A 24,172-nucleotide genomic window follows, 5' to 3' on the forward strand; every position below is an offset into this window, starting at 1 on the left:
CCGGGGGGAAGGCCGGCCCGTGGGGGTCGGGACTCCCGTCCTGGTGCAGGGCGGGGAGAAGTCAAAGGATCAGCCCGCCGTCGACGCCGAGAATCTGCCCCGTGATGAACGCCGCCCCCGGCGACAGCAGGAACGCGACCGCCTGGGCGACGTCGCCGGGCGTGCCGAGCCGGCCGAGCGGGGTGGCCGCCACGGTGGCGGCGCGTGAGCGGTCGTCGAGCGTGTCGAGCATGCGGGTCTCGATGTAGCCGGGGGCGACGGCGTTGACCCGGACGCCCGAGGGCCCGAGCTCCTTGGCCGCGGCCCGGGTGAGCCCGATGACGGCGGCCTTGGCGGCGGAGTAGACCGCCTGGCCGGGCCCGCCCGCGCGGCCCATGATCGAGGAGACCAGCACCACGGCGGGGGAGGAGCCCCGGCGCAGCAGCCTCAGCGCGGCCTGCAGCGTGTAGGCCGCCCCCATGGCGTTGACCTCGAAGAGCCGGGTGACGGTGTCGTGGCGGGTCATGCCGAGCAGCCCCGCCTCGTGGAACCCGGCGTTGACCACGAGCGAGTCGAGCCGGCCGTGCCGCTGGAAGACCTGCCGCATCATGGCGGAGACCTGCGCGGGATCGGCCACGTCGCCGTGGACCGCGTCGGCCGGCCGGCCGCTCCGGGCGGCCACCTCGGCGGCGGCCTTCGCGGCGCGCTCCTCCTCGCGGCCGTGGAGCACGACCGTGTGGCCGGCCGCGGCCAGCGTGTCGGCGACGGCCCGGCCGATGCCGGTCGTGGAGCCGGTGACCAGGACGACCCAGGGCTCAGAGCGCGGCGGCGCCGATACCATGCTTCTCCAGCAACTCGGCCGCCTTGGCGAACGAGCTCATGTCGATCATCTCATCGGTGTCGATCATGACGGAGAACTCGTCCTCCATCGCCGCGATCAACGCCATGTGGGCCAAGGAGTCCCACTGCGGGATGGCTCGGTATTTGAGCCCGTCGACGTCGGCGTCGGCGGGAAGGTTGAGCGCCATGCGGAAGACGGCCCGCAGGCGATCGAGATGATTCATGATCACTCACTCTCTGTGCTCGGACCACGACGAATTGTAGCGGCAAATGAGACCGATGAGAAACCAAGCCTCCGCCCTCGGTAATGGAACCGTATAACGACGCGTGGCCCGCGTTGGCGGCTGGGAATGTCGGAAAAGACACGGCCACCGTACGGGGGGAATGATGGACGAATCCAATCACTGGTACGGGCACTCGCGCATTCTCGCAAGATACTGCGGCCTCCCCGACGAGGCGCCGAAGCGCATTCAAGGCTACCTCCAGCACGGATGGAACTATCTCCACGGATTCCCCCCGAACGACCACTGGTGCAGCCCCGGCTATCCCCGTTTCATCTGGTCGGACACCCTGCGCCGCCGGGGCTGGTCGATGGGCCGGCGCGGCCACTACCTGATCGGCGCCCCCTGGATCTACCTCCTTCACCAGGAGCCCGATCTGGGCGTCCGGCCCGATCGCGAGGGCACGATCTGGTATCCCTTCCACGGCTGGGAGAAGTCCTCCGTCAGCGGTGACCACGGACGCCTCGCCGACGAAATCAGAAATGTCGAGACTGGTCCGGTCACGGTCTGCCTTTATTGGCTGGAATTCGCAAATCCGGACATTCGGCAGGCGTACAAATCCAGAGGTTTCCGGGTCATCTGCCACGGCGACCGCGGATCCCGCTGGGACGGGAAGGGCCGCGACTTCCTGCGCAAGCAGCTCGTCGAGCTGCGACGCCACCGCAGGGTGGCCTCCAACCGGCTCGGCAGCGCCCTGTTCTACGGCGCCTCGGTCGGCTGCGAGACGGCCGTGTACGGAGACCCGATGCAGTTCGAGGACGAACGCCCCGAGTACGGCGGCACGGCGCGCCGCATGCGGTTGTGGCCCGAGATGCACGGCACGAGCGTCGATCCCGAGCTGGCGGTGGAGGTCGCGCGGCAGGAGCTGGGATTCGAGTATCAGGCGACACCGGAGGAGCTACGGCGAATGTTCGGATGGAAGCGGGCCCGGGCGGCGGCGCCCCCGTCCGGGACGACGACGAGGCGGCACGAGGCCGCCACACGACGGGAGAGGCGCCCGGCCATGGCGGCGCTCCAGCAGCCCGAGGCGGAACGCCCCGGGCGACGGGAGCGGCGCGCCGACCGGCCCTCGGCGTCCGCACGGCAGAACCCCCCGCGCGGAGCGAAGCCGTGAGCGCACGCATGAACGAGGCACCAGAGAACGTCCGCCTGATCGGCGGAGAGATGCTGCTGTGGTCCGACATGTCCGCCGTGGCCGGCGTCACGGAGTGGCAGGGCGCGGCGCTGGAGCTGATCAGGAGGCTGCTGCCGGCGGGCGGCCGGGTGCTGCTGGTCGGGCCGCACCCGCAGCCGCTGGTGGACGAGGTCGTCGCGAACGCCGCGGCGGCGGCCGTCCTGCTGCGTTCCTTCCCCGACGCCTGCGCGCTCGGCGAGCGCCACCCGGACCTCACGGTGTTCTGCGGGCGGCTGGAGGCGCTCGACGTCGAGGAGCCGTACGACCTGGTGCTGGCGCTCGACGGGCTGCTGCGCACGCACTCCGCCGAGGCGCCGGCGTCCGCCTGGAAGGAGTCCCTGGCGGCGCTGGCCGGCCTGGTGGCCCCGGGCGGGCGGCTGGCGCTGGGCGTGCGCAACGACCTCGGCGTGGACCGGTTCCTGGAGGCGCGGCCGGCCGGCCGGGAGGGCGGCGACGACCAGTGGGCGCCGCACGGCTTCGACCCCAGCTACCCGAGCGGCCCGGAGGCCCTCGACCAGGGGATCGAGTCGGCCGGGCTGACGCTGCGGCGCTCGTACGCGGTGTATCCCGACCGGCAGGCGCCGCGGTCGCTGCTGTCCAGGGAGGCGCTGGCGCACGACCTGCCGGACGCGCTCGCGTTCACGCTCAGCGCCCGGGAGGACGAGCGCACGCTGGTGGCCGACCCGCTGCGGCTGACCCGCCTGGTGTTCCGCCACCGGTTGGGCGAACGGCTCGCCCCGATGTGGCTCGCCGTGGCCACCCGCCCGTCGCAGACCCCAGAAGCCCCCGAGGAGCCCGAGGAGCTGCCGTTGGGGCTGGTCGAGGAGAAGGCGGTCCTGTACGAGCTGACCCCCGCGGGCGCTCGCCGCCTCCCCGACGGCGGCGAGCGGCCGGTCCCGGCCGGCCGCGTGGTCGAGGAGATCCTCGTCGAGGCGTGCGCCCGCGAGGACGTCAAGACCGTGCGCGAGGTGCTCACCGACCTGGCCGCCTGGCTGGACGAGGGCGGCGAGGTGTCGGCGGCGACCGACAGCCTGGTCCACGACGGCGAGCGGTTCGCCGCCATCGGCCCGCCGACCGGCCTGCCCTACCCGACCGACCCGCGGGTCGCGCTCTGCCGGATCCTGCGCCGGTTCGCGGTACGCCTGCTCGCCGCCGGTCACCACCACCCGTGGCCGTGGCCGCTGGAGGCCGACCAGCTCACGCTCACCCTGTGCGCCATGGCGGGACGCGACTGCGACCAGGGCGACCTCGACCGGGCCCGCAAGCTGGAGGCCGAGCTGGGCCTGCCCGCCGAGCCGGCCGAGCACGCCCCCACGTACCGCGACCTGCTGCGGGCGCGCGACCGGCTGACCGAGCAGCTCGCCGCGGCCGTGGCCAGGATCTCGCGGCTGGAGACCAAGCTCTCCTACCGCGAGCGCGAGCTCGTCAGGGCCAAGGCCAAGCTGCGCAGGACCCAGCGCAAGGCCACCGCCTACCGCAGGACACTCGGATACCGCCTCACCCGCCGACTGGCCCGCCCCCGCAAGGTCGCCCGCCGCGTCATACGCCTGCTGTCCGGCTGACGAAAACGATGAGGAGTGCTCGTGCCGGTTCTGTCGGTGATCGTCCCGTTCTACAACGTCGAGAAGTACATCGGACCCTGCCTTGACTCCATCACCTCCCAGACCCTGGAGGACCTGGAGGTGATCTGCGTGGACGACGGCAGCGCCGACGGCGGCCCGTTCGTCGTGGCCGCGCGGCAGGCCGCCGATCCGCGGATCAGGTTCGTCAGACAGCCCAACAAGGGGGTGGGCCACGCCCGCAACGTCGGCCTGCGCCACGCCGCCGGCCGCTACCTCGCCTTCGTGGACGGTGACGACACCGTGCCGCGCGACGCGTTCAAGCGGCTGGTGACCTCGCTGGAGGACACCGGCTCCGACCTGGCCTGCGGCAACGTCATGCGGCTCCGGGGCGACACGCTCGTGCCGTCGTGGGCGCACCGGCAGGCGTTCGCCAAGACGCGCCGGCGCACCCACATCACCCGCCACCCGCTGCTGGTCCGCGACCGCATGTTGTGGAACAAGGTCTACCGCCGCTCCTTCTGGGACCGCCTCGGCCTGAGCTTCCCCGAGCGCATGTACGAGGACCAGCCCGTCGCCATGGCCGCGCACGTCGGAGCAGGGTCGGTCGACGTGCTGGCCAGGGTCGTCTACCACTGGCGGCAGCGTGACGAGCCGGAGTCGTCGATCACCCAGCGCAGTCTGGAGCCGGGCAACCTGCGCGACCGCCTGCTGTCGGTGCTGCAGACCGCCGACGTCCTCGGCCACGGGGCCCCGGAGCTCAAGGCCGACTTCGACCGCGACACCCTCGACATCGACATGAGCGTGGCCGTGCAGGCCATGGCCGGCATGGGGCCGTCGGCCGACCCGGCGCTGGTGGACCTCGCCGTCCGCTACCTCGACGGGGTGGCGCCCGAAGCGTGGCTGAGCCTGCCGTACGAGCAGCGCCTGCTCGTCCACCTCCTGCACCGGCGCCGGCTGGACGAGCTGACCGAGACGTTCGCCGCCGCGCAGGCGGGCCGGCTGCGCCCCAAGGTCGCCTCGGCCGGGCTGCTGCGCAAACGCTGGTACGGCCGCCATCCCGCCATGCCCGGCCGCCTGTCGGAGGTCTCCGCCGAGCTGAGGCTGAGGAGCCGGCTGGTGAGCCTGGACTGGCGCGAGAGCGTGCTGTCCGGCGCCGGCCGCGCCGCCGTCGGCACGTTCGACGTGAGCGGCGTGCGCCGGGTGCGGCTGAACGTCTGGCTGCGCGAACGCGGGTCCGGCGCGACCATCCCGCTCTCGGAAGGCGTCAGCGCCCCCGTCGTGGAGGACGTCAGGCAGGAGGACGGCAGGCTGCTGGAGGAGCAGGCGTTCCCGTTCAGGTTCGCGTTCGACCTGGAGACGTTCACCAAGGCGCAGCTCGGCAGGCGCGGCCTGTGGGACCTGTACGTCGGGATCAGGGGCCAGGGGCTGCGGCTGGAGGGCAGGGTCGCCGGCCCGCGCTGGCTGCCGCCGTGGATCCCGGAGCCGCGCCGCCGATCGGGCGTGTGGGCGGTCCCGGTGCGCGGCGTCAAGGGCACCTGGGGCCTGCGCCTGCGCCACGCCGAGGCGGTCATCGGCGAGTGCGGCCTCGACGGGCACGACCTGGTGTTCTCGGGGGAGATGGCCGACGTCGGCGACGGCGAGCCGGTGCTCCGGCTGCGCCGCAGGAACGACGGCGAGGAGATGTACTTCCCGGTGGCGCTGGCCGGCAGCGACTTCCACGCCCGCGTGCCGCTCGCCGACATCGACGAGCGGGTGAGCCGCGAGGCGTGGTGGGAGGTGCTCATCGACCACGGCAGGGCCATCCGGCCGCTCGTGCGCACCGCGCACCGGGCGGTCGCGACGGTGGCCGAGCGGCGGTTCCTCATCGACCGCGGCGAGGACGGCTGCCTGCTGGTCGCCGAGCGCTAACGCAGGATGCCGGCCAGCGTCTCGGCCACGCGGTCCTGCTCGGCGTCCGACAGGCCGGGGAACAGCGGCAGCGACAACTCCTCGGCGTAGTAGGCCTCGGCCCGCGGGCACAGGCCGCGCCGGTAGCCGAGGTCCTCGAACACCGGGTGCCAGTACGCCGGCAGGTAGTTGACCTGCACTCCGATGCCGGCGGCGCGCATGCGTTCGTAGACCTCGCGCCGCCGGCCGTCGCGCACGCGCACGGGATACAGGTGCCAGCTCGGCCGCACGTACGCGCGCCGGGCCGGCAGCGTCAGGCCGGGCACGTCGCGCAGCAGCGTGTCGTAACGCTCGACCAGCTCGGCGCGGCGGGCGCGGAACCGCTCCAGCCGGCGCAGCTGGCTGATGCCGAGCGCGCACAACACGTCGGGCAGCCGGTAGTTGAGCCCGAACGTGTGCACCTCCTGGTGCCAGCCGCCCTCGCCGGGGAAGCGCTGCTCGCCGGGCTCCCTGACCATCCCGTGGTTGCGGAAGCGGGCGGCGCGCCGGAACCGCTCGGGGTCGGCCGCCGCCACCGCCCCGCCCTCCGCGGTGGTCACGGTCTTGGTCGGGAAGAACGAGAACGTCGTCAGGTCGGCGAGCGACCCCACCGGCCGGTCCTTGTACGTCGACCCGATCGCGTGGGCGGCGTCGTCGACGAGCACCGCCCCGGCTCGGTCGGCGACCTCGCGCAGCTCGTCGTGGTCGGCGGGGTGGCCGGCGTAGTCGACCGCCGTGATCACCCGAGTCCGGGGGGTGACCAGCGCTGCGGCGGCGTCGGGGTCGAGGTTGCCGGTGTCGGGCTGCACGTCGGCGAAGACCACCTTCGCGCCCAGCAGCGCCGCCGTCGCCGCCGTCGCCACGAACGTCAGCGGCGTCGTCACCACCTCGTCGCCCGCCCGCACCCCGGCCGCCGCGTACGCGACGTGCAGCGCCGCGGTGCCGGAGGTCACCGACACGCACGGCACGCCGCCCGTCCAGCGCGCCAGCTCCGTCTCGAACGCGGCCACCGCCGGCCCCGTCGTCAGCCAGTCGCCGCGCAGCACCCCGGTCACCGCCTCGACGTCGGACTCGTCGATCGACTGCCGTCCGTAGGGGAGCATCACGCGGCCACCATGGCGCGCAGGTCGTCGACCGACAGCCACTGCTCGTTGGTGTCGGAGCGGTAGGAGAAGCCCTCGGGCAGCAGCTCGCCCGCATCCGGCGGCACGTACCCCCAGGTCGCGATGGTCGGCTGGACGACGTAGCGGTCGGCCAGGCGCAGCGTCCTGCGGCCGTCGTCGGGGCCGATCATCTCCTCGTGCAGCTTCTCGCCCGGCCGTACGCCGATCTCGTAGATCGGGCTCTCCGGCGCGAGGGCCTCGGCCAGGTCGGTGATGCGCATGCTGGGGATGCGCGGGACGTACAGCTCGCCGCCCCGCATCAGCTCGAACGAGTCGACCACGAACCTGACGGCCTGGTCGAGCGTGATCCAGAAGCGGGTCATGCGCTTGTCGGTGATCGGCAGGCTGCCGCCCTGCGCGGCCAGGCGCTGGAACAGCGGCACCACCGAGCCCCGGCTGCCGACGACGTTGCCGTAGCGGACGACGGCGAAGCGGGTCTCGTGGGCGGCGGCGTAGTGGTTGGCCGACACGAACAGCTTGTCGGCGACCAGCTTCGTGGCGCCGTAGAGGTTGATGGGGCTGGAGGCCTTGTCGGTGGAGAGCGCGACCACCTTGCGCACGCCGCTGTCGATCGCCGCCTCCACGACGTTCTGCGACCCGGCGACGTTGGTGCGGACGTACTCGAAGGGGTTGTACTCGGCGGTGTCGACCTGCTTGAGCGCCGCCGCGTGCACGACGTGGTCGACGCCGTGCATGGCGCGGGTCAGCCGGTCGCGGTCGCGTACGTCGCCGATGAACCAGCGCAGCCGCTCGTCGTCGCCGAACAGCTGGCGGGTCTCGTACTGCTTGAGCTCGTCGCGGGAGAAGACCACCAGGCGGCGGACCCCGAGCGAGTCGAGCGCGTGGCGGATGAACGCCTTGCCGAAGGACCCCGTTCCTCCGGTGATCAGAATCGACGATCCACTGAGAATGCTCACGTGGCCCCCTGAAATCGCGCGTGCGCGCTGTTGTCGTCTGAGCAGCCGGTAGCATAGCGCGATGGGTCGTGCACGTTGGGTCACATGGGGGGAATGGAACGCGGTGCGCATCGTCGGAATCATCCAGGCCCGCATGGGTTCGTCACGTCTGCCCGGCAAGGTGTTGCGCGAGCTGGAGGGCCGCTCGGTGCTCGGCTGGGTGGTCCGCGCCGCGCGGGAGGCCGGAGCGCTCGACGACCTGCTCGTGGCCACCACCACCGAGCCGGCCGACGACGCGGTGGTCGCCGAGTGCCGGCGGCTCGACGTCGCCTGGCACCGGGGGCCGGTCGACGACGTGCTGACCCGTTTCGTCCAGGCGCTGGAGGGGCGGCGGTGGGAGGCGATGATGCGCTTCACCGCCGACTGCCCGCTGCTCGACCCCGCCGTGATCAGGGAGGCGGCGCTGGTCTACCGCGCCGTCCCCGGGCTCGACTACCTGAGCACGAGCCTGGCCCGCACGCTGCCGCGCGGGCTCGACGTCGAGATCGCCGGACGCGCCGCGCTGCTGCGGGCCGACGCGGAGGCCACCGGCTTCCACCGCACCCACGTGACCTCCCACATCTACGCCCATCCGGGCGACGCGCGGCTGCTGGGCCTGGCCCACCAGCCCGCCGCCGACGACCTGCGGGTCACGCTCGACACCGAGGACGACTGGCGGCTCATCACCGCGGTGGCGGCGGCGTTCGGCGACCGGTGCGTGCCCGCCCGCACGCTGGTGAGCTGGCTGCGCGAGCGGCCCGAGGTGTGCGGGCTCAACGCCCACGTCCGGCAGAAGGCGCTGCAGGAGGCGTGATGCCGCGGGCCGGGTTCCGGTGCGAAGCCGGGGTGCGCAGCGGGGTCGGCCACCTGGTGCGCTGCGTGGCGCTGGCCGAGGAGCTGCGCTCGCGCGGCGCCGAGGTGGTCTTCCTCGGCGAGGTGCGCGGCTCGGCGTGGGCCGGGGCCCAGCTGAGCCTGCGGGGGCTGCCGCTGGTGCCCGCCCCCGCCGAGCCCGCCGGTCTGGCGGCGCTGGCCCGCGAGCTGCGGCTCGACGCCGTGGTGCTCGACTCCTACGAGCTGCCGGAGCGCACCGGCGCGGTCCTGCGCGACCACGGTTTCGCGGTGCTCGCCATCGTCGACGGCGACCCGCGCGGCCAGCAGGCCGACCTCTACCTCGACCAGAACCTCGGCGCCGAGCACCGCCCGTTCCCCTTCGCCGGCCGGCGGCTGGCAGGGGCCCGTTACGTGCTGCTGCGTGACAGCGTGCGCTCGCGCAGGCGGGTGAGGCGCGACGGCGAGGCGCCGCGGGTGTTGTGCTTCTTCGGCGGCACCGACAGCGCGGGCGTGGCCCCGGCGTGGGCCGAGGCGCTGCGGGCGACCGGCAGGCCGTTCCACGGCACGGTCGTCAGCCCCGAGCCGTTCGAGGCGGGCGGCCCGATCACCGTGATCCCGCCCACCGACCGGCTGCCCGAGCTGATGGCCGGCGCCGACCTCGTGGTCACCGCGGCCGGCTCGGCCGTCTGGGAGCTGCTCCACCTCGGCGTGCCCACGGCGCTGACCTGGGTGGCCGACAACCAGCTGATCGGCTACGAGGAGCTGGTCGGCCGCGGCGTGGCGGCCGGGCTGGGTGACGCGCCCGACGCCGGCTCCGTCGCCGTGCTGGCCGGCCTGCTGGCCGACCCGGCCGCCCGCGAGGAGCACGGCCGTCGCGGCCGCGGCCTGGTGGACGGCCGCGGCCGCGAACGCGTCGCCGACGCGCTGCTGGCGCTCTGCCGCTAGATCAGGTCCCAGGTCAGCGGGGTGCCGAAGGGCACGTCGCGGGTGAAGCGCCGCCCCATCACCTCGGCGGCGGCCTCGGGCGGCAGGCCGCCGGCGGGCCGGATCGACCGGACGTTGCGCGCCGTCACCTGCTCACCCGCCAGCACATCGCGTACGACGTACAACGACCGGCGGAACCGCAGCCCCTCGCGCTCCGACGGGCGCGGCCCGATCCGCGCCTCGCCCAGCGACCGCCAGGCCCGCTCGCTCTCCACCACCAGCGCCGCCAGCTCGGCCGGCTCCAGCGAGAACGCGGCGTCGACCCCGCCGTCGGCCCGCGACAGCGTGACGTGCTTCTCGATCAGGCACGCCCCGAGCGCCACCGCCGCCAGCGCGGCCCCCAGCCCCGGCGTGTGGTCGGACAGCCCGACGACCTCGCCGGTGAGCGTGCTCAGCAGCGGCAGCGCCCGCAGGTTGCTCTCCGACGGCGCCGCGGGGTAGGACGCCGTGCACGACAACACGGCGAGCCGCGTGCAGCCGGCCTCGCGCGCGGCCGCCACGGCGGCCTCGATCTCGCCGGTCGTCGCCATGCCGGTGGAGATGATCAGCGGCTTGCCGGTGGCGGCGGCGAGCCGGATCAGCGGCAGGTCGACGATCTCCGACGACGCGATCTTGTACGCCGGCACGTCCAGCTTCTCCAGCAGCTCCACGGCCGTCGGGTCGAACGGCGCCGAGAACGCGGCCAGCCCCCGCTCCCGCGCCCGCTCGAAGATCGGCTCGTGCCACTCCCACGGCGTGTGGGCGCGCTCGTAGAGCCGGTAGAGCGTCTCGCCGCCCCACAACTCGTGCCCGTCGCCGATCCGGAACGCCGGCGCGTCGCAGTCGATGGTCAGCGTGTCAGGCGTGTACGTCTGCAGCTTCAGCGCGTGCGCGCCCGCCTCGGCCACCGCGTCCACGATGGCCAGCGCGCGTTCCAGGCTTCCGTTGTGGTTGCCGGACATCTCGGCCACGACGTACGGCGGATGCCCGGGACCGATCGGCCGGCCCGCGATGGAGATCATGCGTCTTCCCTTCTCAGCTCGATGGCCACGACGTCGCGCGGCACCCCGTCGACGTGCCGCTGGTAGGTCTCCACCTCGGCGAACCCGAACCTGCGGTGCATCCGCCTGACCGCCTCGTTGCCGGCCAGCACCTCGCCGCGCAGCGCGGCCAGCCCGAGCGGGCCGAAGGCGTGCGCGATGGCCGCCCGTTCGAGGCCGGCCCAGGCGGCCAGCAGCCGCCCCGACCGTTCGAGGCCGTCGAGGTCGAGGTAGAAGCCCCAGCGGGCGGCGGCCGGCGTCACGCCGGAGTAGGTGACCACCCCGGCGGCGGCGCCCTCGTGGTCGTAGACCAGCACGTGGGTGCTCGGGTCGGCGCGGGTGGCGGCCCACCAGCGGGCGTGTTCGGCCTCGGTGATCTCGTGGGTGGTGAAGCTGGCGGCGCGGACGCGCGGGTGGTTGCGCCATCGGCGCATAACCGGCAGATCACCATCTCGCACGTCTCTCAGCACCGTTCCCCCTACGATTCGTGCTCGACCCCTCGCCCAAAGTAGCGGATCCTCGTCCGGTAAAGAGCTGATCAGGGACGGCCATCGGACACGGAATCCCGCCTCACGTCGCGGCATGCTGCCCTCGACCCGTATCGAGCCAAGGAGCGAATTCGGCATGATCCCCCTGCTCAGCGTCGTCGTCCCGTTCTACAACGTGGAGCCGTACCTCACCGAGTGTCTGAAGTCGCTGGCCGCGCAGACCCTGGAGGACATCGAGGTGATCCTCGTGGACGACGGGTCGGTGGACGGGAGCCGGCGGGTGGCCGAGGACTTCGCCGCGCGCGACGCCCGGTTCGTGCTCGTGGGGCAGCGCAACCTCGGGCCGGGACCGGCCCGCAACCAGGGGATCCGGCAGGCCCGCGGCGCCTACCTGGCCTTCGCCGACGGCGACGACGTCGTGCCGCCGGGGGCGTACGAGGTGCTGACCGGCAGCCTCGCCGAGACCGGCTCCGACCTGGCGTGCGGCGCGGTCCGGCGGCTCGTGGACGGCGAGCTGGAGGAGTCGGTCCTGCACGAGAAGGTGTTCAGGAGACCGAAGCTGTGCACCCACATCACCGACAAGCAGGTGCTGATCAGGGACCGCACGGTGTGGAACAAGGTCTACCGGCGCGACTTCTGGGAGCGGCACGGCCTGTCGTTCCCGTCCGGGATCTACGAGGACGTGCCCGTCGCCATGCAGGCCCACGTGCTGGCCACGAGCGTCGACATGGTGGGCGACGTGGTCTACCACTGGCGTAAGCGCGACGAGGAGGGCACGTCGATCACGCAGCGCCGCCGGGAGTTGTCCAACCTGAACGAGCGCCTCGCGGCCATCCGGTCCGTGCGCGCGTTCCTCGACGAGCGGGCGCCCGAGCTGCTCGACGGCTTCGACTCGCTCGTGCTGGAGAAGGACATCATCTTCCTGTTCCAGGCGATGGAGGGCTGCGTCGAGCGGCGCGAGGAGCCGGGGCCGCTGCTCGACCTCGGCCGCGCCTGGCTGGCGGAGCTGAGCCCGCACGTGCTGGCCACCGCCCCGTCGCTGCGCCGCCTGGAGCTGCACCTGCTCAGGCGCGGGCTGCTGGCGGAGCTGCGCGCCGTCCGCGAGTTCCGCCGCGGCAGGAACGACGTCACCCGCGTGGTGCCGCGCGGCCGGCGTGCGACCGGCTGGTACGGCGACTACCCGTTCTTCCGCAACCGGCGTCTGCGCATCCCCGACGAGGTGTTCGACGCCCGCGACGAGATCAAGCTGATCGCCGAGGTCGAGGCGTGCGAGCGCGCCGAGGCCGGTTACCGCCTGCGCGTCCACGTGTCGTTCCACCGCGTCGACCGCCGGGTCGCCAAGGTGAGCCTGTGGCTCAGCGACGGCCGCCGCCGGGTTCCGCTGGAGGTCAAGCGCAAGGGCCGGCACGGTTTCGTGGCGGTGGCCGACGCCGGGCGCCTGGAGGGCGGCACCTGGCGGCTCGGCGTGCGCGCGGAGCTGCGCGGCCTGGTGTTCAAGGGATGGTGCCGGGACGGTGACAGCAGCGCCACGTGGCGGATTTCGGTGCCGGGTAGGTCAAGAACAGGCATGGACATCCCCCAGTAGTTCCAGAGAGTGACCACTCCGCGGCCTTCCGTGGTCATGCTGGTCTCCATGAGGACCTATTCGCTCGATGACGTCTACGAGACACGCAAGCGGAGAGACTCTTGGTGGACCGTCTATTTCGTGGATCCGGTCGCCTGCCGGGTCGCCCTTCCCGTCGCCAACCACACCCGGCTGACGCCCAACGCGCTCACCGTGTTCTCGCTGGTCCTCGGCATGGTGTCGGCGGCGTTCTTCGCGACGAACCAGCTCGTGGCGGGCGCCTGCCTCTTCTACCTCAGTTTCATGATCGACTGCGTGGACGGCAAGATAGCCCGGCTCAAGGGCACGGGGACGCCCTTCGGGCTCTGGCTGGACTACGTGGGAGACCGGATCAGGGTGGTCCTGTGCGCCGGTGGCCTGGCCTACGGCCAGTACGCGCTGACCGGCGATGTGGCCTTCATCGTGCTGGGTGCGGCGGTGGCCGTCCTGGACCTGTTCAGGTATGTCAACGCGCCGCAGATGAAGCGCGTGCGCGACACCATCAGGGAGGGACGGCAGGAGCCGGACGCCCTGGGCATGGCGCCCCTGGCGGCCGACCCCCTGGGGCCCGACCCGCTGGAGCCGGAGCCGCTGGACATGATGCCGCCCGGCCGGGCGCCGCGTCCGCGCTGGTTCTTCCGGTTCTACCGGCGGCTCAACCGGTTCCTGGCCCGCCACCGGGTCCGCTCGCACCTGGTCAGCGGCATCGAGTTCCACGCGGCGGTGTTCGTGGTCGCGCCCCTCGCGGGGGCATGGGCGCTGATCCCGCTCGCCGCGGTGGCTGGGCTCCTGCTGCTGGTCAACGAGGTCTTCCTGGTCTACCGGATGTGGCTCTTCGCGCGCAGGCACGGGGTGAGCACCGCTCAGCAGGAGAGCCGAGAGCACGTTCTCGTCTAAGTTTTCGGGGGTTAGTACGACATGTCAGACCGGCCAGTCTTCGTCATCGGATGCCCGCGGTCCGGCACCACGATGCTCCAGCTCATGCTCCACTCGCACCCGCGTATGGCGGTGCCGCCGGAGACGCGCTTCCTCGTTCCCGTTTATTACCGGCGCCGCACGTGGGGCGACCTGCGTGTGGCTCACCGGCGCCGGGCGCTGGCGCAGTGGATCGCGACCGACCGCAGCACCAAGTTCCGCGAGCTCAAGCTCGACAAGGACGACTTCATCCAGCAGGTCGTGGACGCACCCGGCTCGCTCGGCTCGGTCTTCGGCACGGCCTTCCGGATGTACGCCGACCGGTTCGACAAGGTGCGCTGGGGCGACAAGCGGCCGAGCTACGTCAAGCAGGTCGACATGCTGCTGCGGCTCTTCCCCGACGCCCAGTTCGTCCATCTCATCAGGGACGGCCGCGACTGCGTGGCCTCGCTGAAGGAGATGCCCTGGTACACCCTCGACTCCTTCCACGCCATCTCCACGTGGGCCGAGGCCATCGACGCCGGCGGCAAGCTGCGCCGCACGCTGCCCGAGGACACCTACTACGAGCTGCGCTACGAGGACCTCACCGACGATCCGGAGACCGAGCTGAAGAAGCTCTGCCACTTCCTGGACGAGGACTTCGCACCGTCGATGATCTCGCCGCGCGAGGCGGCCGTCCAGGCCGTGCCGCAGCACAAGGTCTGGCACCGCAACACCCACGGCGAGGTCACCCGCAGCCGGGTCGGCAGCTGGGCGAACCGGCTGGACGACTGGGAGATCGCGCTCGCCGAGCACATGCTGGGCGACCGCCTGGAGTCGATGGGCTACGAGATCACCGGGGCGCCGAAGCCGTCCAAGGAGCACATCACGGCCTGCCAGAAGACCATGCAGAAGCGCAAGGCCAGCCGCATGCGCAAGGGCATGCGCGACCGGCTCAACCGGCTGCGTGAGCCGGGCCCGGTGGCCGCGATGATCACCTCGCGCCAGCGCGCGCTGGCCGGCATCCCGCAGCAGCGCTCGGAGCTCACCGAGCCCGTCTGAGCCCTACCGGTCGATGTGCGCGAACATCGACTCCCAGCGGTCGAGCACGTGGTCGAGGCGGAACGCCTCGGCCCGTGCGCGGGCCTCGGCTCCCAGCCGCACGCGTTCGGCCCGGCTGCCGACGAGCCGGCCCAGCTCCGCCGCGAACGCGTCCACGTCGCCCGGCGGTACCAGCACCGGCCCGGTGGAGCGCACGCCGCCGGACACGTCGAACGCCACCGACGGCACCCCGTGCGCACCCGCCTCCAGCAGCACGACCGGCAGGCCCTCGTGCTCGCTCGTCAACCCCACGACCGAGGCGTGCGCGTATTCCCGCGACATCCGGGCGGCCGGCACCGGCCCCCTGAACACCACCCGATCGGCCACCCCCTCGCGTTCGGCGTGCGCGCGCAGCCGTTCGCGCTCGCTTCCGTCGCCGATGAGGTGCAGCTGCCACGGCCGAGGCGCCCCCGAGCGGGCGAACGCGCTGATCAGCCGGTCGAACCGCTTGACCCCCTCCAGCCGGCCCACGCCGAGCACGCGCGGCATGTCGAGCGCGGACACGTGCTCCGGCCAGCTCGCCAGCGGGTTCGGCAGCGTCCAGGCGTTGGGCAGCAGCGCGTGCTCCGAGAACTGCCAGGCGTCGTGCTCGCTGAGGAAGACCGCCTGGTGCAGGTCGGGGTAGTGGCGCCGGATCGAGGCCAGGTGCCAGCAGCCGCGGGCGTGGTCGTACGAGCCGTGGTACTGGCCGATCGACCGGAACGCCTCCGGCAGCAGGCCCGACACGCGGGTGACCACCGACGGCGTGGTCATGACCGCGTAACCGGGCTCGATCGACTCCAGCAGCCGCCGCAGCCGCCGGTCGGCGTGCCCGCGCGCGAGCCGGCCGTCCGCCCTGCCCCGGCTGATCACGTGCCGGTGGTAGCGCGGGCTCTCCACGTACCGGAAGGGCGTGGGGGAGCGGTGCAGGCCGATGACGTGGACCTCGTGGCCGCGTTCGGCCAGGCCCTGGGCGAGGGTGTGGGTGACGTGCTGGACGCCGCCGAGCGTGTCGGCGTCCAGGCAGGTGAAGACCACGCTCACAGGGCCGCCTCCTCTTCGCGGGGAGCCGGTCGTGTCCCGGCCTGCTGCGGCAGGCCGAAGAAGTCGGCGACGATCCTGGCCGCCGCGTCGCCGTGTTCGTCGGCGCACCACAACGCGCGGAAGGCGGCGTACTTCTCGGCGTACTTCTCGGCGTACGACGCGTGCCCGGCGGGCAGGTCGCGCAGCGCGGCCACCAGGTCCTCGGTCGTCGTGACGCACGGGCCCGGGGCGATGGCCGGCAGGTCGTGGTAGACGCCGCGCTCCGACAGGCGGTAGTCGTCCCAGTCGTCGACGAAGAAGAGCATGGGCTTGCCGGTGATCGCGTAGTCGCACATGACGGAGGAGTAGTCCGTCAGCAGCGCGTCGGAGACCAGCATCAGGTCGTTGATCTCGGGATAGGAGCCGGCGTCGCGGACGAAGTACCGCAGGTGCTCGGGCACTTTGTAACGTTCCACGGGATGCGTCCGCAGGATCACCACCCAGTCGTCGGCCAGCTCCTCGGCCAGCAGTTCCAGGTCCACGCGGACGGACCGGCCGCTGCCTTTCGCCCGATCCCTGTACGTAGGCGCATATAGGAGGATTTTTCGCCCCGGTGGGATCTCCAGCAGGCTCCGCACGTCGCCGGTCACCTCTCCGCGCACCAGCGCGTCGCACCGCGGCGTGCCGTACCGGTAGATCGTGCCGGTGTAGCCGTTCGAGGCCGGGAAGATGCGCGAGAACTCCGCGCTCGGCGAGACCAGGGCGTCCCAGCGGGCGACCGCGGCCCGCCACTGCGCGCGCGGCCCGTCGAAGTCGGCGCGCAGGTCGGGCGCGTCGAAACCGATCGACTTGATGCCCTGGCCGTGCCAGGTCTGCAGGTAGCGGGTGCCCTTGGGCTTGGGGTGGTCCAGCGGGAGACCGTGGCTGTCGACCCAGATCCCGGCCCTGGCCATCGTCCAGAGGTAACGCCAGCTGCCGCGCCGCACGAGGCGTACGCCGGGCGGGAAGTTCGCGCGGCCCTTGGCCACCGACCAGACCGCCTCGATCGGCAGGCCGCGCCGCCGGATCTCCTCGTAGACGGCCCGGGGGCTGCCGGTGCAGCCCTTGCCGACGTCCGACTCGAAGAGCGCTAGGTCGGGCCGGGGCCTGACCACCTTGATCAGCAGCTTGTACGCGCGCAGCTTGTTCCGCGGCGTGCCGACGCGCTTCAGCCACCGCCGCGCCAGCCTGCGGGCCGCGGACTTCGGGGCAGGGTCGGCGCGCACGCCCAGGTAGGCGGCGTACCCCTCGGCCCGCAGGGTGCAGCCGGGAAGCTCGATCGGCTCCAGGCGCGGATCCACGAGGAGCCGGTCGGTCGTGGTGCGGCCGTCGCGGACCCGGGTGAAGCCGATGCGCGGCTCACACGTGCGCGACGGCGTGAACGTGATCTCGCTGACGTAGCCGCCCGCGCCCATCGGCTCCGGCGTGATCGGCACACGTTCCTTGCCGAGCTGCAGGAACGCCGTCCACTCCGCGGGCAGCGCGCCGAACGGGTCGTACGTCCGCACGGTCATCCGCACGCGCGGGCCGTCCGAGGAGATGGCGGTGATCTCGTGCCGCAGGCGGGAGTGCGAGAAGGGCAGCTCGGCCAGCCGCAGCTTCGTGATGTCCATCTGCGGCGAGACCGACGTGCCCCAGTACGTCCTCCCGTTCTGCCGCACGGCCGCCCGGGGCGCGGCCCGCGGGCCGGTCAGCGAGGCCGCCGCCACCCGCAGGTCCTCGATCCGGTCGTCCAGGATGAGCCGGCAGCAGACCCGGTCGAGCGGCGGGATGCGCTCCATGACCGTCTCCGGGATCTCCTCCAGGTACGGCCGCACGATCGAGGCGAACTCCTTGACCCACACCACGTCGCGCAGCGGCAGCGGGTTGAGGTAGACCCGCAGGTCCTGGCGGACGAACCGGTGCTGCCGGTGCGGTACCAGGTCGCTGGCCCCGTAGTCGCGCAGGATGTCGTCGCTCAGCCGGGCCGCGATGACCCGCTGGCGGACGTTCTCCAGGTCGTCGACGCTCAGCGAGATCGAGGGCGTCGAAGGCGCGCGGTGCCAGTGGTAGACCGTCCACGGCACGACCGCGAACCTGCGCGCCACCGCGTACAGCTCGGTGGCGAAGACGTGGTCCTCGTAGTGGATGTCCACGGGGAAGCGCAGCAGGTGCTCGCGCAGCCAGGACGTGCCGTACAGCTTGTTGGTGCTGAAGCAGTCGAGGAACAGCTCGGGGTCCTCGCGGATGCCCGCCACCACCCGCCGCCGGGCGAACAACGACGGATAGTACGGATGCAGCTTCCCGCTCGACTCGAACAACCGCGAGATCTGCCCCGAGACGAACTCGGCGCCCGTCCGCTCGATCTCGGTCAGCAGGCTCTTGCAGGCGTGCGGCGGCAGCTCGTCGTCGCTGTCCAGGAACATGACGTACGGGGAGCGGGCCGCGTCGATCCCGTCGTTGCGCGGGGCCCCGCAACCGCCGCTGTTGGCGGCCCTGCGCAGGTAGCGCACGCGCGGATCGCCGTCCATGAGCCCCCGGGCGACCTCCGGGGTGCCGTCGGTGCTGGCGTCGTCCGCGATGATCACTTCCAGGTCGCGCAGCGTCTGCCGGAGCACGGAACGCACGGCTCTGGGCAGTCGTTCGGCGTCGTTGTACGTGATGACGACGACGGTGCAGTCCGGCATCCCCAAGTCCCCCCGCTGGTCCGATGGCCTGCGGGAAAGGCACTTCCCCCGGGCTGGGGGAAGTGTCCGGACTTGATTGACTATTTGCCGAAAATCAGCGCGTAATCCGGCGGATCACCCAGGCGATGAGCAGCAGCAGCGCGACCGCGCCGGCGACCGGCGCCAGCCGCTTCAGCAGCGGCTGACCCGCGACCTCCAGCAGGTCGAGCGCCTCCTCGTCGGCCGTGCGCGAGGCGCGCAGCGTCGCCACGGGACGCGGCTCCTCCTCGGCCTCCGGCACGGCGGCCAGATGCCGCTCCTCGTCGGCCGCCGGAGCCGGCTCCACCGTGGGCTCGGAGAGCAGCCGCGCCAGGTTGTCGGCGAACTTCTCGATCAGCTTGCCGCCCACCTCGGCCATCACGCCGCGCCCGAACTGCGCGGGCCGGCCGGTCACGTTGAAGGACGTCTCCACGGTCACCAGCGTCGAGTCGTCACGCGGCGACATGCGCGCCTTGACCGTGGCCGACGCCGTGCCGGCGCCCCTGGCCTCCTTGCCGGAGGCCTGGATGGTCAGCGAGTAGGCGTCCTTGTCGACGTCCTGGAACGTGGCCGTGCCACGGTAGGTGACCGTGATCGGGCCGACCTTGACCTTCATCCGGCCGGTGAACGCGTCGCCCTCGAAGGTCTCCAGCGCCGCCCCGGGCAGGCACGGCGCGACTCGCTCGACATCGAGCAGCACCGCCCACGCCTGCTCGACGGGAACCGGAACAGTGAACTCGTGATCGAACCGCATCGCCATCGATCCGCTCCTTCCGATGCCTGTGACACTACGTCGCGCAGGGGGCGCCCCGGAAGAGGCGCCCCCTCCGCACGGTCAGGGCGATCCGGCCGCGGTGCGGACCGCGCGGTGGGTCAGGACCCTGGCCAGATGGCGGCGGTAGTCGGGCTGCGCGTGCAGGTCGGACGGCGGCGAGGTGTCCTCCGCCGCCTGCTCGCACGCCTGGCGTACCGCGTCGCCCAGCTCCACGCCGCGCAGGGCGGCCTCGGTGGCGCGGGCGCGCAGGGGCGTCGGCCCCATGTTCGTCAGCCCGATCCTGGCCTCGGTGATCGCGCCGTTCGAGCGCCGGACGGCCGCCGCCACGCCGACGATCGCCCACGCCTGCGCCGTACGGTGGAACTTCTCGTAGTGGAAGCCCCAGCCGTCGCCCAGTTTCGGGATCTTCACCCCGGCCAGGATCTCGCCCTGGGCCAGCGACGACTCCAGGTAGTCGACGAAGAACTCGGCGGCCGGGATCTCCCGCTCGCCCTGCGCCGACCTGGCCACGAAGACGCCGTCCAGGGCCAGCACCACGGCCGGCAGGTCGCCCGCCGGGTCGCTGTGGGCCAGCGAGCCGCCGAACGTGCCCCGGTGCCGGATCGCCGGATCGGCCACGTGCGACGTCGCCATCGCCACCAGCGGGCAGCCGGACGTCACCGCGGGCGAGCGCATGACCTCGTCGTGCGTGGCCATCGCGCCGATGAACACGTGGTCGCCGCGGTCGTGCACGCCCTTCAGCTCGTCCAGCCGGCCCACGTCGACCAGCTTCGACGGGTACGCCAGCCGCAGCCGCAGCAGCGGCAGCAGCGACTGCCCGCCCGCCAGCACCTTGGCCTCGTCGTCCTCGGCCAGCGCCTGGCACGCCTCGGCGAGCGAGGCCGGCCGCTCGTAGTCGAACTGCGCGGGGATCATCGCCGCACTCCTTCCAGGGCTCTCCAGACGCGCTCCGGCGTGCACGGCATCCGGATGTCATGGATGCCGTACGGGCGCAGCGCGTCCACGATCGCGTTCACCACGGCCGGGGTCGAGGCGATCGTGCCGGCCTCGCCGACGCCCTTGACGCCCAGCGGGTTGCTCGTCGCCGGGGTCTGCGTCCGGTCGAGCGTGAAGTTCGGCAGGTCGGCCGCCGACGGCAGCAGGTAGTCGGCCATCGTGGTGGTCAGCAGGTTGCCGTCGGCGTCGTACACGGCCTCCTCGAACAGGGCCTGCGCGATGCCCTGCGCGATGCCGCCCTGCACCTGGCCCTCGACGATCAGCGGGTTGATGACCGTGCCGACGTCGTCGACCGCCACGTACGAGCGGATCTTCACCATGCCCGTCTCGGTGTCCACCTCCGCCGCGCACAGGTGGGTGCCGTGCGGGAAGGAGTAGTTGTCCGGGTCGAACGTGGCGTCGGAGTCCAGCCGCGCCTCCACGCCCTCGGGCAGGTCATGTGCGGTGAACGCGGCGTAGGCCAGCTCCTGGATGGTCCGCTGCTGCTCCGTGCCGCGCACCTTGAACGCCCCCGCCGCGAACTCGAGGTCGTCCGGCGAGCACTCCATCAGATGAGCCGCCAGCCTGCGGGCCTTCTCCTTGACCTTGTCGCACGCCTTGACCACCGCCACGCCGCCGATGACCAGCGAACGCGAGCCGTAGGTGTCCATGCCCTTGTGGGCGATCGCCGTGTCGCCGTGCAGCACCGTGACGTCGTCGAACGGCACGCCGAGCGCGTCGGAGACGATCTGGCTCCACGACGTCACGTGGCCCTGCCCGTGCGGCGAGGTGCCGGTGATGACCTCGACCTTGCCCGTCGGCAACATGCGCACCGACGCGTGCTCCCAGCCGCCCGCGCCGTAGTTGGCCTCTCCGAGCATCCGCGACGGCGCCAGCCCGCACATCTCGGTGAACGTGCTCACGCCGATCCCGAGCTGCACCGGGTCGCCCCTGTCACGCCGGTCGGCCTGTTCGGCCCGCAGCTTGTCGTAGCCGAACAGCGCCAGCGCCTTCTCCGTCGCCGCCTCGTAGTTGCCGGAGTCGTACGTCAGCCCCGAGATCGTCGTGTACGGGAACTCCTCATGCTTGATCCAGTTGCGCCTGCGCACCTCGACCGGGTCCATGCCCAGCTCGGCGGCCAGCTCGTCCATCACCCGCTCGATGGCGAACGTCGCCTCCGGACGGCCCGCGCCCCGATAGGCGTCCGTCGGCATCTTGGTGGTGAACACGCCCGTGCAGCCGAACTGGTAGGCGTCCATCTTGTAGATCGCGTTGAACATCTGCGCGCCCAGCATCGGGATGCCCGGCGTCACCAGCATCAGGTACGCGCCCATGTCGGCCAGCAGGTCGACCTGGAGTCCGCGGATGCGCCCGTCGGCGTCGGCGGCCAGCCGTACGTGCTGGATCTGGTCGCGGCCGTGGTGGACCGTCAGGTTGCCCTCCGAGCGCGACTCCGTCCACTTGACCGGCTTGCCGAGCCTGCGGGCGAGCAGCAGGCAGAGCACCTCCTCGGCGGTGACCTGCAGCTTCGAGCCGAACCCGCCGCCCACGTCGGGCGCGATCACCCGGATCCGGTGCTCGGGGATGCCGGTGACGACCGCCAGCATGACCCGCAGCACGTGGGGGATCTGCGTGGACGACCACACCGTGAACGACTCGCCGTCGGTGTCGGCCATGACCGCCCGCGGCTCCATCGCCGACGGGATCAGCCGCTGCTGGACGTACGTGCGGTCGATCACGACGGGCGCGTCCCGGAAGGCGGCCTCGACGTCGCCCGAGGTGATCGTGACGTTGAACGCCTTGTTGCCCGCCTCGTGCACCTTCGGGCTGTCGGGGGCCAGCGCCTGGTTCATGTCGACCACGGCCGGCAGCGGCTCGTATTCGACCTCGATGGCGTCGAGCGCGTCCGCCGCGCGATAGCGGTCGGTCGCGACCACGCACGCCACGGCCTCGCCGACGTAACGGACCTCGTCCACGGCCATCGGCGGGTGGTCGGGGATGACGATGTCCTCGGTGACCGGCCACGCGCACGGCAGGCTGCCCTGCTCGGCGGCGAAGTCCTGGCCGCTGAAGGCCGCCACCACGCCCGGCAGGCCGCGCGCCGCCGAGACGTCGACGCTCGCGATCCTGGCGTGCGCCATGGGGCTGCGCAGGAACATCACGTGCAGCAGGCCAGGACGCGTGAGGTTGTCCGTCCACTGCGTGCGCCCCGTCAGCAGCCTGGCGTCCTCCTTGCGCCGCCTCGGCTGCCCTACCTCCTGGACGGTCATGATGTGCTCACCGCCTGCCCCATCTCCTGGGCGCCCTTGCGGACGGCGCGCACGATGTTGCAGTAGCCGGTGCAGCGGCAGAGGTTGCCCTCCAGGCCCTGCCTGATCGTCTCCTCGGACGGGTCGGGGTCGTCCCTGAGCAGGTCGATCGCGGCCATGACCATGCCCGGCGTGCAGTAGCCGCACTGCAGCGCGTGCTCCTCGTGGAAGGCCTTCTGCATCGGGTGCATCGACCCGCTCGTGCCGAGGCCCTCGATCGTGACGACGTCGCAGCCGTCGGCCTGGACGGCGAGCACCGAGCAGCTCTTGACGCTCTTGCCGTCGAGCAGGACCGTGCAGGCGCCGCAGTTGCTGGTGTCGCACCCGATGGGGGTGCCGGTCTTGCCCAGCCGCTCTCGTAGCAGGTGGACGAGAAGGACGCGCGGCTCGACGTCCTCCTCGTACGTGACTCCGTCGACAATGACGGTGATTCGGGGCATACGTCCTCCCTCAAAGCAGGGGGAAAGGCGGACACTCCGAACGTACGCCGGTGCTTTTCCCGGTCAAGGTCTACTTCCCGCGAACCCCCCGCGCGACGATCGCCACCAGGCCGGCGAACGCCAATCCGAGCACCATCACCCCGATGAGGATCAGCGGATCCGTGATGGCCCGTGTAACGAGCAGAATGCCCAGAACGACGAACAACACACCGCTGAGCAGGGCCATCCAATCCGTGCGGTGCAGCCGCCGGGGACGCTCGACGTCACGCGCCACGGCGCACCTCCATGTCGCCGACGCCGCCCCGCAGGTTGAGCACGATGGTGGCGGGCTCGCCCTGCGGCCGGACCTCCGGCTCCAGCGTCCGGTCGAAGCGCACGTCCACGCCGCCCCTGAGCGCCCGGTCGATCTGGATGTCGCCCACCTTGTTCCTCGCCTTCACCTCGACCCTGGCCGTCGGCGGCACGATCACCACCAGCTCGCCCGCCGAGACCGCGGCGTTGAACGTCACCGTCGATCCCGGCGCGAGCTCCAGCTCCGACAGGTCGAGCAGGCCGTCGCCCACCCCCACGTCGTAGAGCCGGCTCGCCTCGGCGACGCTGGAGGGTACCCATTCGAAGGTGCCGACGTTCCGCGGCACGCCGCCGAACATCAGCCCCATGCCCACGAGCAGGGCGACGACGGTGCCGATGGCCACCAGACCGGCGCCGCGCCCCCACCAGGCGGCGACGAGCAGGCCGGAGCCGATGGCGATGAGCATGGCGCCGCCGACGATGGTCGGGCTCACTCCGGCTGCCGACTTGGACTGGGCGAGCACGACGATCCCTCCGACGATGAAGGCCAGCAACAGGGTGATCGCGCCGATGTACGACTTCGGCCTGCGCTCCCGCCGGGGGAGGGGGCGGCCGTACAGCGCGGGGTCGTACGGGGAGTAACCGGCCCGCCTGGCGGGGTCGAGCGGCTGGTAGGGGCCGTTCGGCGCGAACGGGGCCCCCTGGGCGCCGTAGTCGACGGCCGTCGGGGGGCCGGGGCGGTAGGCGGGCGGCTCGGGCGGCGGCACCGGGTACTCGGCCGTCACCGCCTCGTCGTGCCGGGGCGCGTCCGTCACCGCTTCGTCGTCTCGGGGCGCGGCCGGTTCCGCGGCGTGCGCGACCGGGGGCGCCTCCGGGG

21 protein-coding genes and 1 pseudogene are annotated in these 24,172 nt (G+C 72.2%); 8 read left to right on the plus strand and 14 right to left on the minus strand.

All coding sequences use genetic code 11. The features are described from left to right. Positions 1–61: 61 nt before the first annotated feature. Together C1J01_RS26815 and C1J01_RS26820 are read right to left on the minus strand one after the other, a co-directional pair. A complete protein-coding gene (locus tag C1J01_RS26815) occupies positions 62–820 on the minus strand; it encodes an SDR family NAD(P)-dependent oxidoreductase (protein WP_111181742.1) in 759 nt (252 codons plus the stop codon). Beyond that, on the minus strand, positions 795–1,043 hold the full coding sequence (locus C1J01_RS26820) for an acyl carrier protein (protein ID WP_111181743.1): 249 nt from the start codon (positions 1,041–1,043) through the stop codon (positions 795–797). Before C1J01_RS26820 ends, C1J01_RS26815 begins: the two co-directional genes overlap by 26 nt. A gap of 163 nt (positions 1,044–1,206) precedes the next feature. Between C1J01_RS26820 and C1J01_RS26825 the strand changes: the two genes are divergently transcribed. The 3 genes from C1J01_RS26825 to C1J01_RS26835 are packed head-to-tail and all read left to right on the plus strand — an operon-like array spanning position 1,207 to position 5,744. Beyond that, complete coding sequence (locus C1J01_RS26825) at positions 1,207–2,214, plus strand: hypothetical protein (protein WP_235854696.1); 1,008 nt, start codon at positions 1,207–1,209, stop codon at positions 2,212–2,214. Positions 2,215–2,222: 8 nt separating this feature from the next. Then, positions 2,223–3,836: a hypothetical protein gene (locus C1J01_RS26830; RefSeq protein ID WP_111181744.1), complete on the plus strand. Its 1,614-nt coding sequence runs from the start codon at positions 2,223–2,225 to the stop codon at positions 3,834–3,836. A gap of 21 nt (positions 3,837–3,857) precedes the next feature. Then, positions 3,858–5,744 (plus strand): glycosyltransferase family 2 protein, encoded by a 1,887-nt coding sequence (locus tag C1J01_RS26835; protein ID WP_181448985.1) that lies wholly within the window; start codon positions 3,858–3,860, stop codon positions 5,742–5,744. Here C1J01_RS26835 and C1J01_RS26840 read toward each other — a convergent pair. Together C1J01_RS26840 and pseB are read right to left on the minus strand one after the other, a co-directional pair. Next, on the minus strand, positions 5,741–6,865 hold the full coding sequence (locus tag C1J01_RS26840; RefSeq protein ID WP_111181762.1) for a DegT/DnrJ/EryC1/StrS family aminotransferase: 1,125 nt from the start codon (positions 6,863–6,865) through the stop codon (positions 5,741–5,743). The genes C1J01_RS26835 and C1J01_RS26840 overlap by 4 nt on opposite strands. Continuing rightward, positions 6,865–7,842 carry a UDP-N-acetylglucosamine 4,6-dehydratase (inverting) gene (gene pseB / locus C1J01_RS26845; RefSeq protein WP_111181746.1) on the minus strand — a complete coding sequence of 326 codons (978 nt, stop codon included), beginning with the start codon at positions 7,840–7,842 and terminating at the stop codon, positions 6,865–6,867. The genes C1J01_RS26840 and pseB overlap by 1 nt, the downstream gene beginning before the upstream one ends. A 103-nt stretch (positions 7,843–7,945) precedes the next feature. Here pseB and C1J01_RS26850 point away from each other — a divergent pair, with 103 nt between their 5' ends. Further along, a complete protein-coding gene (locus tag C1J01_RS26850; RefSeq protein ID WP_235854697.1) occupies positions 7,946–8,674 on the plus strand; it encodes a cytidylyltransferase domain-containing protein in 729 nt (242 codons plus the stop codon). Further along, positions 8,674–9,636 carry a PseG/SpsG family protein gene (locus C1J01_RS26855; protein ID WP_111181748.1) on the plus strand — a complete coding sequence of 321 codons (963 nt, stop codon included), beginning with the start codon at positions 8,674–8,676 and terminating at the stop codon, positions 9,634–9,636. The genes C1J01_RS26850 and C1J01_RS26855 overlap by 1 nt, the downstream gene beginning before the upstream one ends. Here C1J01_RS26855 and pseI read toward each other — a convergent pair. Next, positions 9,633–10,676, minus strand: a complete 1,044-nt coding sequence (gene pseI / locus C1J01_RS26860) for a pseudaminic acid synthase (RefSeq protein WP_111181749.1) — start codon at positions 10,674–10,676, stop codon at positions 9,633–9,635. The two genes, C1J01_RS26855 and pseI, sit on opposite strands and share 4 nt — an antisense overlap. Beyond that, on the minus strand, positions 10,673–11,164 hold the full coding sequence (locus C1J01_RS26865; RefSeq protein WP_220040110.1) for a GNAT family N-acetyltransferase: 492 nt from the start codon (positions 11,162–11,164) through the stop codon (positions 10,673–10,675). Before C1J01_RS26865 ends, pseI begins: the two co-directional genes overlap by 4 nt. Positions 11,165–11,318: 154 nt before the next feature. Between C1J01_RS26865 and C1J01_RS26870 the strand changes: the two genes are divergently transcribed. Genes C1J01_RS26870 through C1J01_RS26880 form a run of 3 tightly spaced genes read left to right on the plus strand, consistent with a single transcriptional unit; the run spans position 11,319 to position 14,741 of the window. After that, the gene (locus C1J01_RS26870) at positions 11,319–12,767 is read left to right on the plus strand and encodes a glycosyltransferase family 2 protein (protein WP_181448986.1); all 1,449 of its coding nucleotides are present in this window, start codon (positions 11,319–11,321) and stop codon (positions 12,765–12,767) included. A 48-nt stretch (positions 12,768–12,815) separates the two neighbouring features. Beyond that, complete coding sequence (locus C1J01_RS26875) at positions 12,816–13,682, plus strand: CDP-alcohol phosphatidyltransferase family protein (protein WP_235854699.1); 867 nt, start codon at positions 12,816–12,818, stop codon at positions 13,680–13,682. Positions 13,683–13,703: 21 nt separating this feature from the next. Further along, entirely contained in the window at positions 13,704–14,741 is a 1,038-nt protein-coding gene (locus C1J01_RS26880) for a sulfotransferase family protein (RefSeq protein WP_111181753.1), read from the plus strand. A 3-nt stretch (positions 14,742–14,744) separates the two neighbouring features. Here C1J01_RS26880 and C1J01_RS26885 read toward each other — a convergent pair whose 3' ends face one another. The 8 genes and pseudogenes from C1J01_RS26885 to C1J01_RS26920 form a co-directional block, all read right to left on the minus strand. Continuing rightward, positions 14,745–15,803: a glycosyltransferase gene (locus tag C1J01_RS26885; RefSeq protein WP_111181754.1), complete on the minus strand. Its 1,059-nt coding sequence runs from the start codon at positions 15,801–15,803 to the stop codon at positions 14,745–14,747. Then, positions 15,800–18,487 (minus strand): bifunctional glycosyltransferase/CDP-glycerol:glycerophosphate glycerophosphotransferase, encoded by a 2,688-nt coding sequence (locus C1J01_RS26890; RefSeq protein ID WP_111181755.1) that lies wholly within the window; start codon positions 18,485–18,487, stop codon positions 15,800–15,802. Before C1J01_RS26890 ends, C1J01_RS26885 begins: the two co-directional genes overlap by 4 nt. A gap of 94 nt (positions 18,488–18,581) precedes the next feature. After that, positions 18,582–19,265 carry an SRPBCC family protein gene (locus C1J01_RS26895; protein WP_111181756.1) on the minus strand — a complete coding sequence of 228 codons (684 nt, stop codon included), beginning with the start codon at positions 19,263–19,265 and terminating at the stop codon, positions 18,582–18,584. Positions 19,266–19,340: 75 nt separating this feature from the next. Beyond that, a complete protein-coding gene (locus C1J01_RS26900) occupies positions 19,341–20,195 on the minus strand; it encodes an FAD binding domain-containing protein (protein ID WP_111181757.1) in 855 nt (284 codons plus the stop codon). Next, on the minus strand, positions 20,192–22,525 hold the full coding sequence (locus C1J01_RS26905) for a xanthine dehydrogenase family protein molybdopterin-binding subunit (protein WP_111181758.1): 2,334 nt from the start codon (positions 22,523–22,525) through the stop codon (positions 20,192–20,194). The genes C1J01_RS26900 and C1J01_RS26905 overlap by 4 nt, the downstream gene beginning before the upstream one ends. After that, a complete protein-coding gene (locus C1J01_RS26910) occupies positions 22,522–23,004 on the minus strand; it encodes a (2Fe-2S)-binding protein (protein ID WP_111181759.1) in 483 nt (160 codons plus the stop codon). The genes C1J01_RS26905 and C1J01_RS26910 overlap by 4 nt, the downstream gene beginning before the upstream one ends. A 70-nt stretch (positions 23,005–23,074) precedes the next feature. Beyond that, positions 23,075–23,278, minus strand: coding sequence for a hypothetical protein (locus C1J01_RS26915; protein ID WP_111181760.1), 204 nt, complete (start codon positions 23,276–23,278; stop codon positions 23,075–23,077). Continuing rightward, a pseudogene (locus C1J01_RS26920) lies at positions 23,268–24,172 on the minus strand (hypothetical protein); the annotation flags it as partial. The pseudogene C1J01_RS26920 and the gene C1J01_RS26915, both read right to left, overlap by 11 nt.

Source organism: Nonomuraea aridisoli, from assembly GCF_003236395.1.
GTDB classification, from domain to species: Bacteria; Actinomycetota; Actinomycetes; order Streptosporangiales; family Streptosporangiaceae; genus Nonomuraea; species Nonomuraea aridisoli.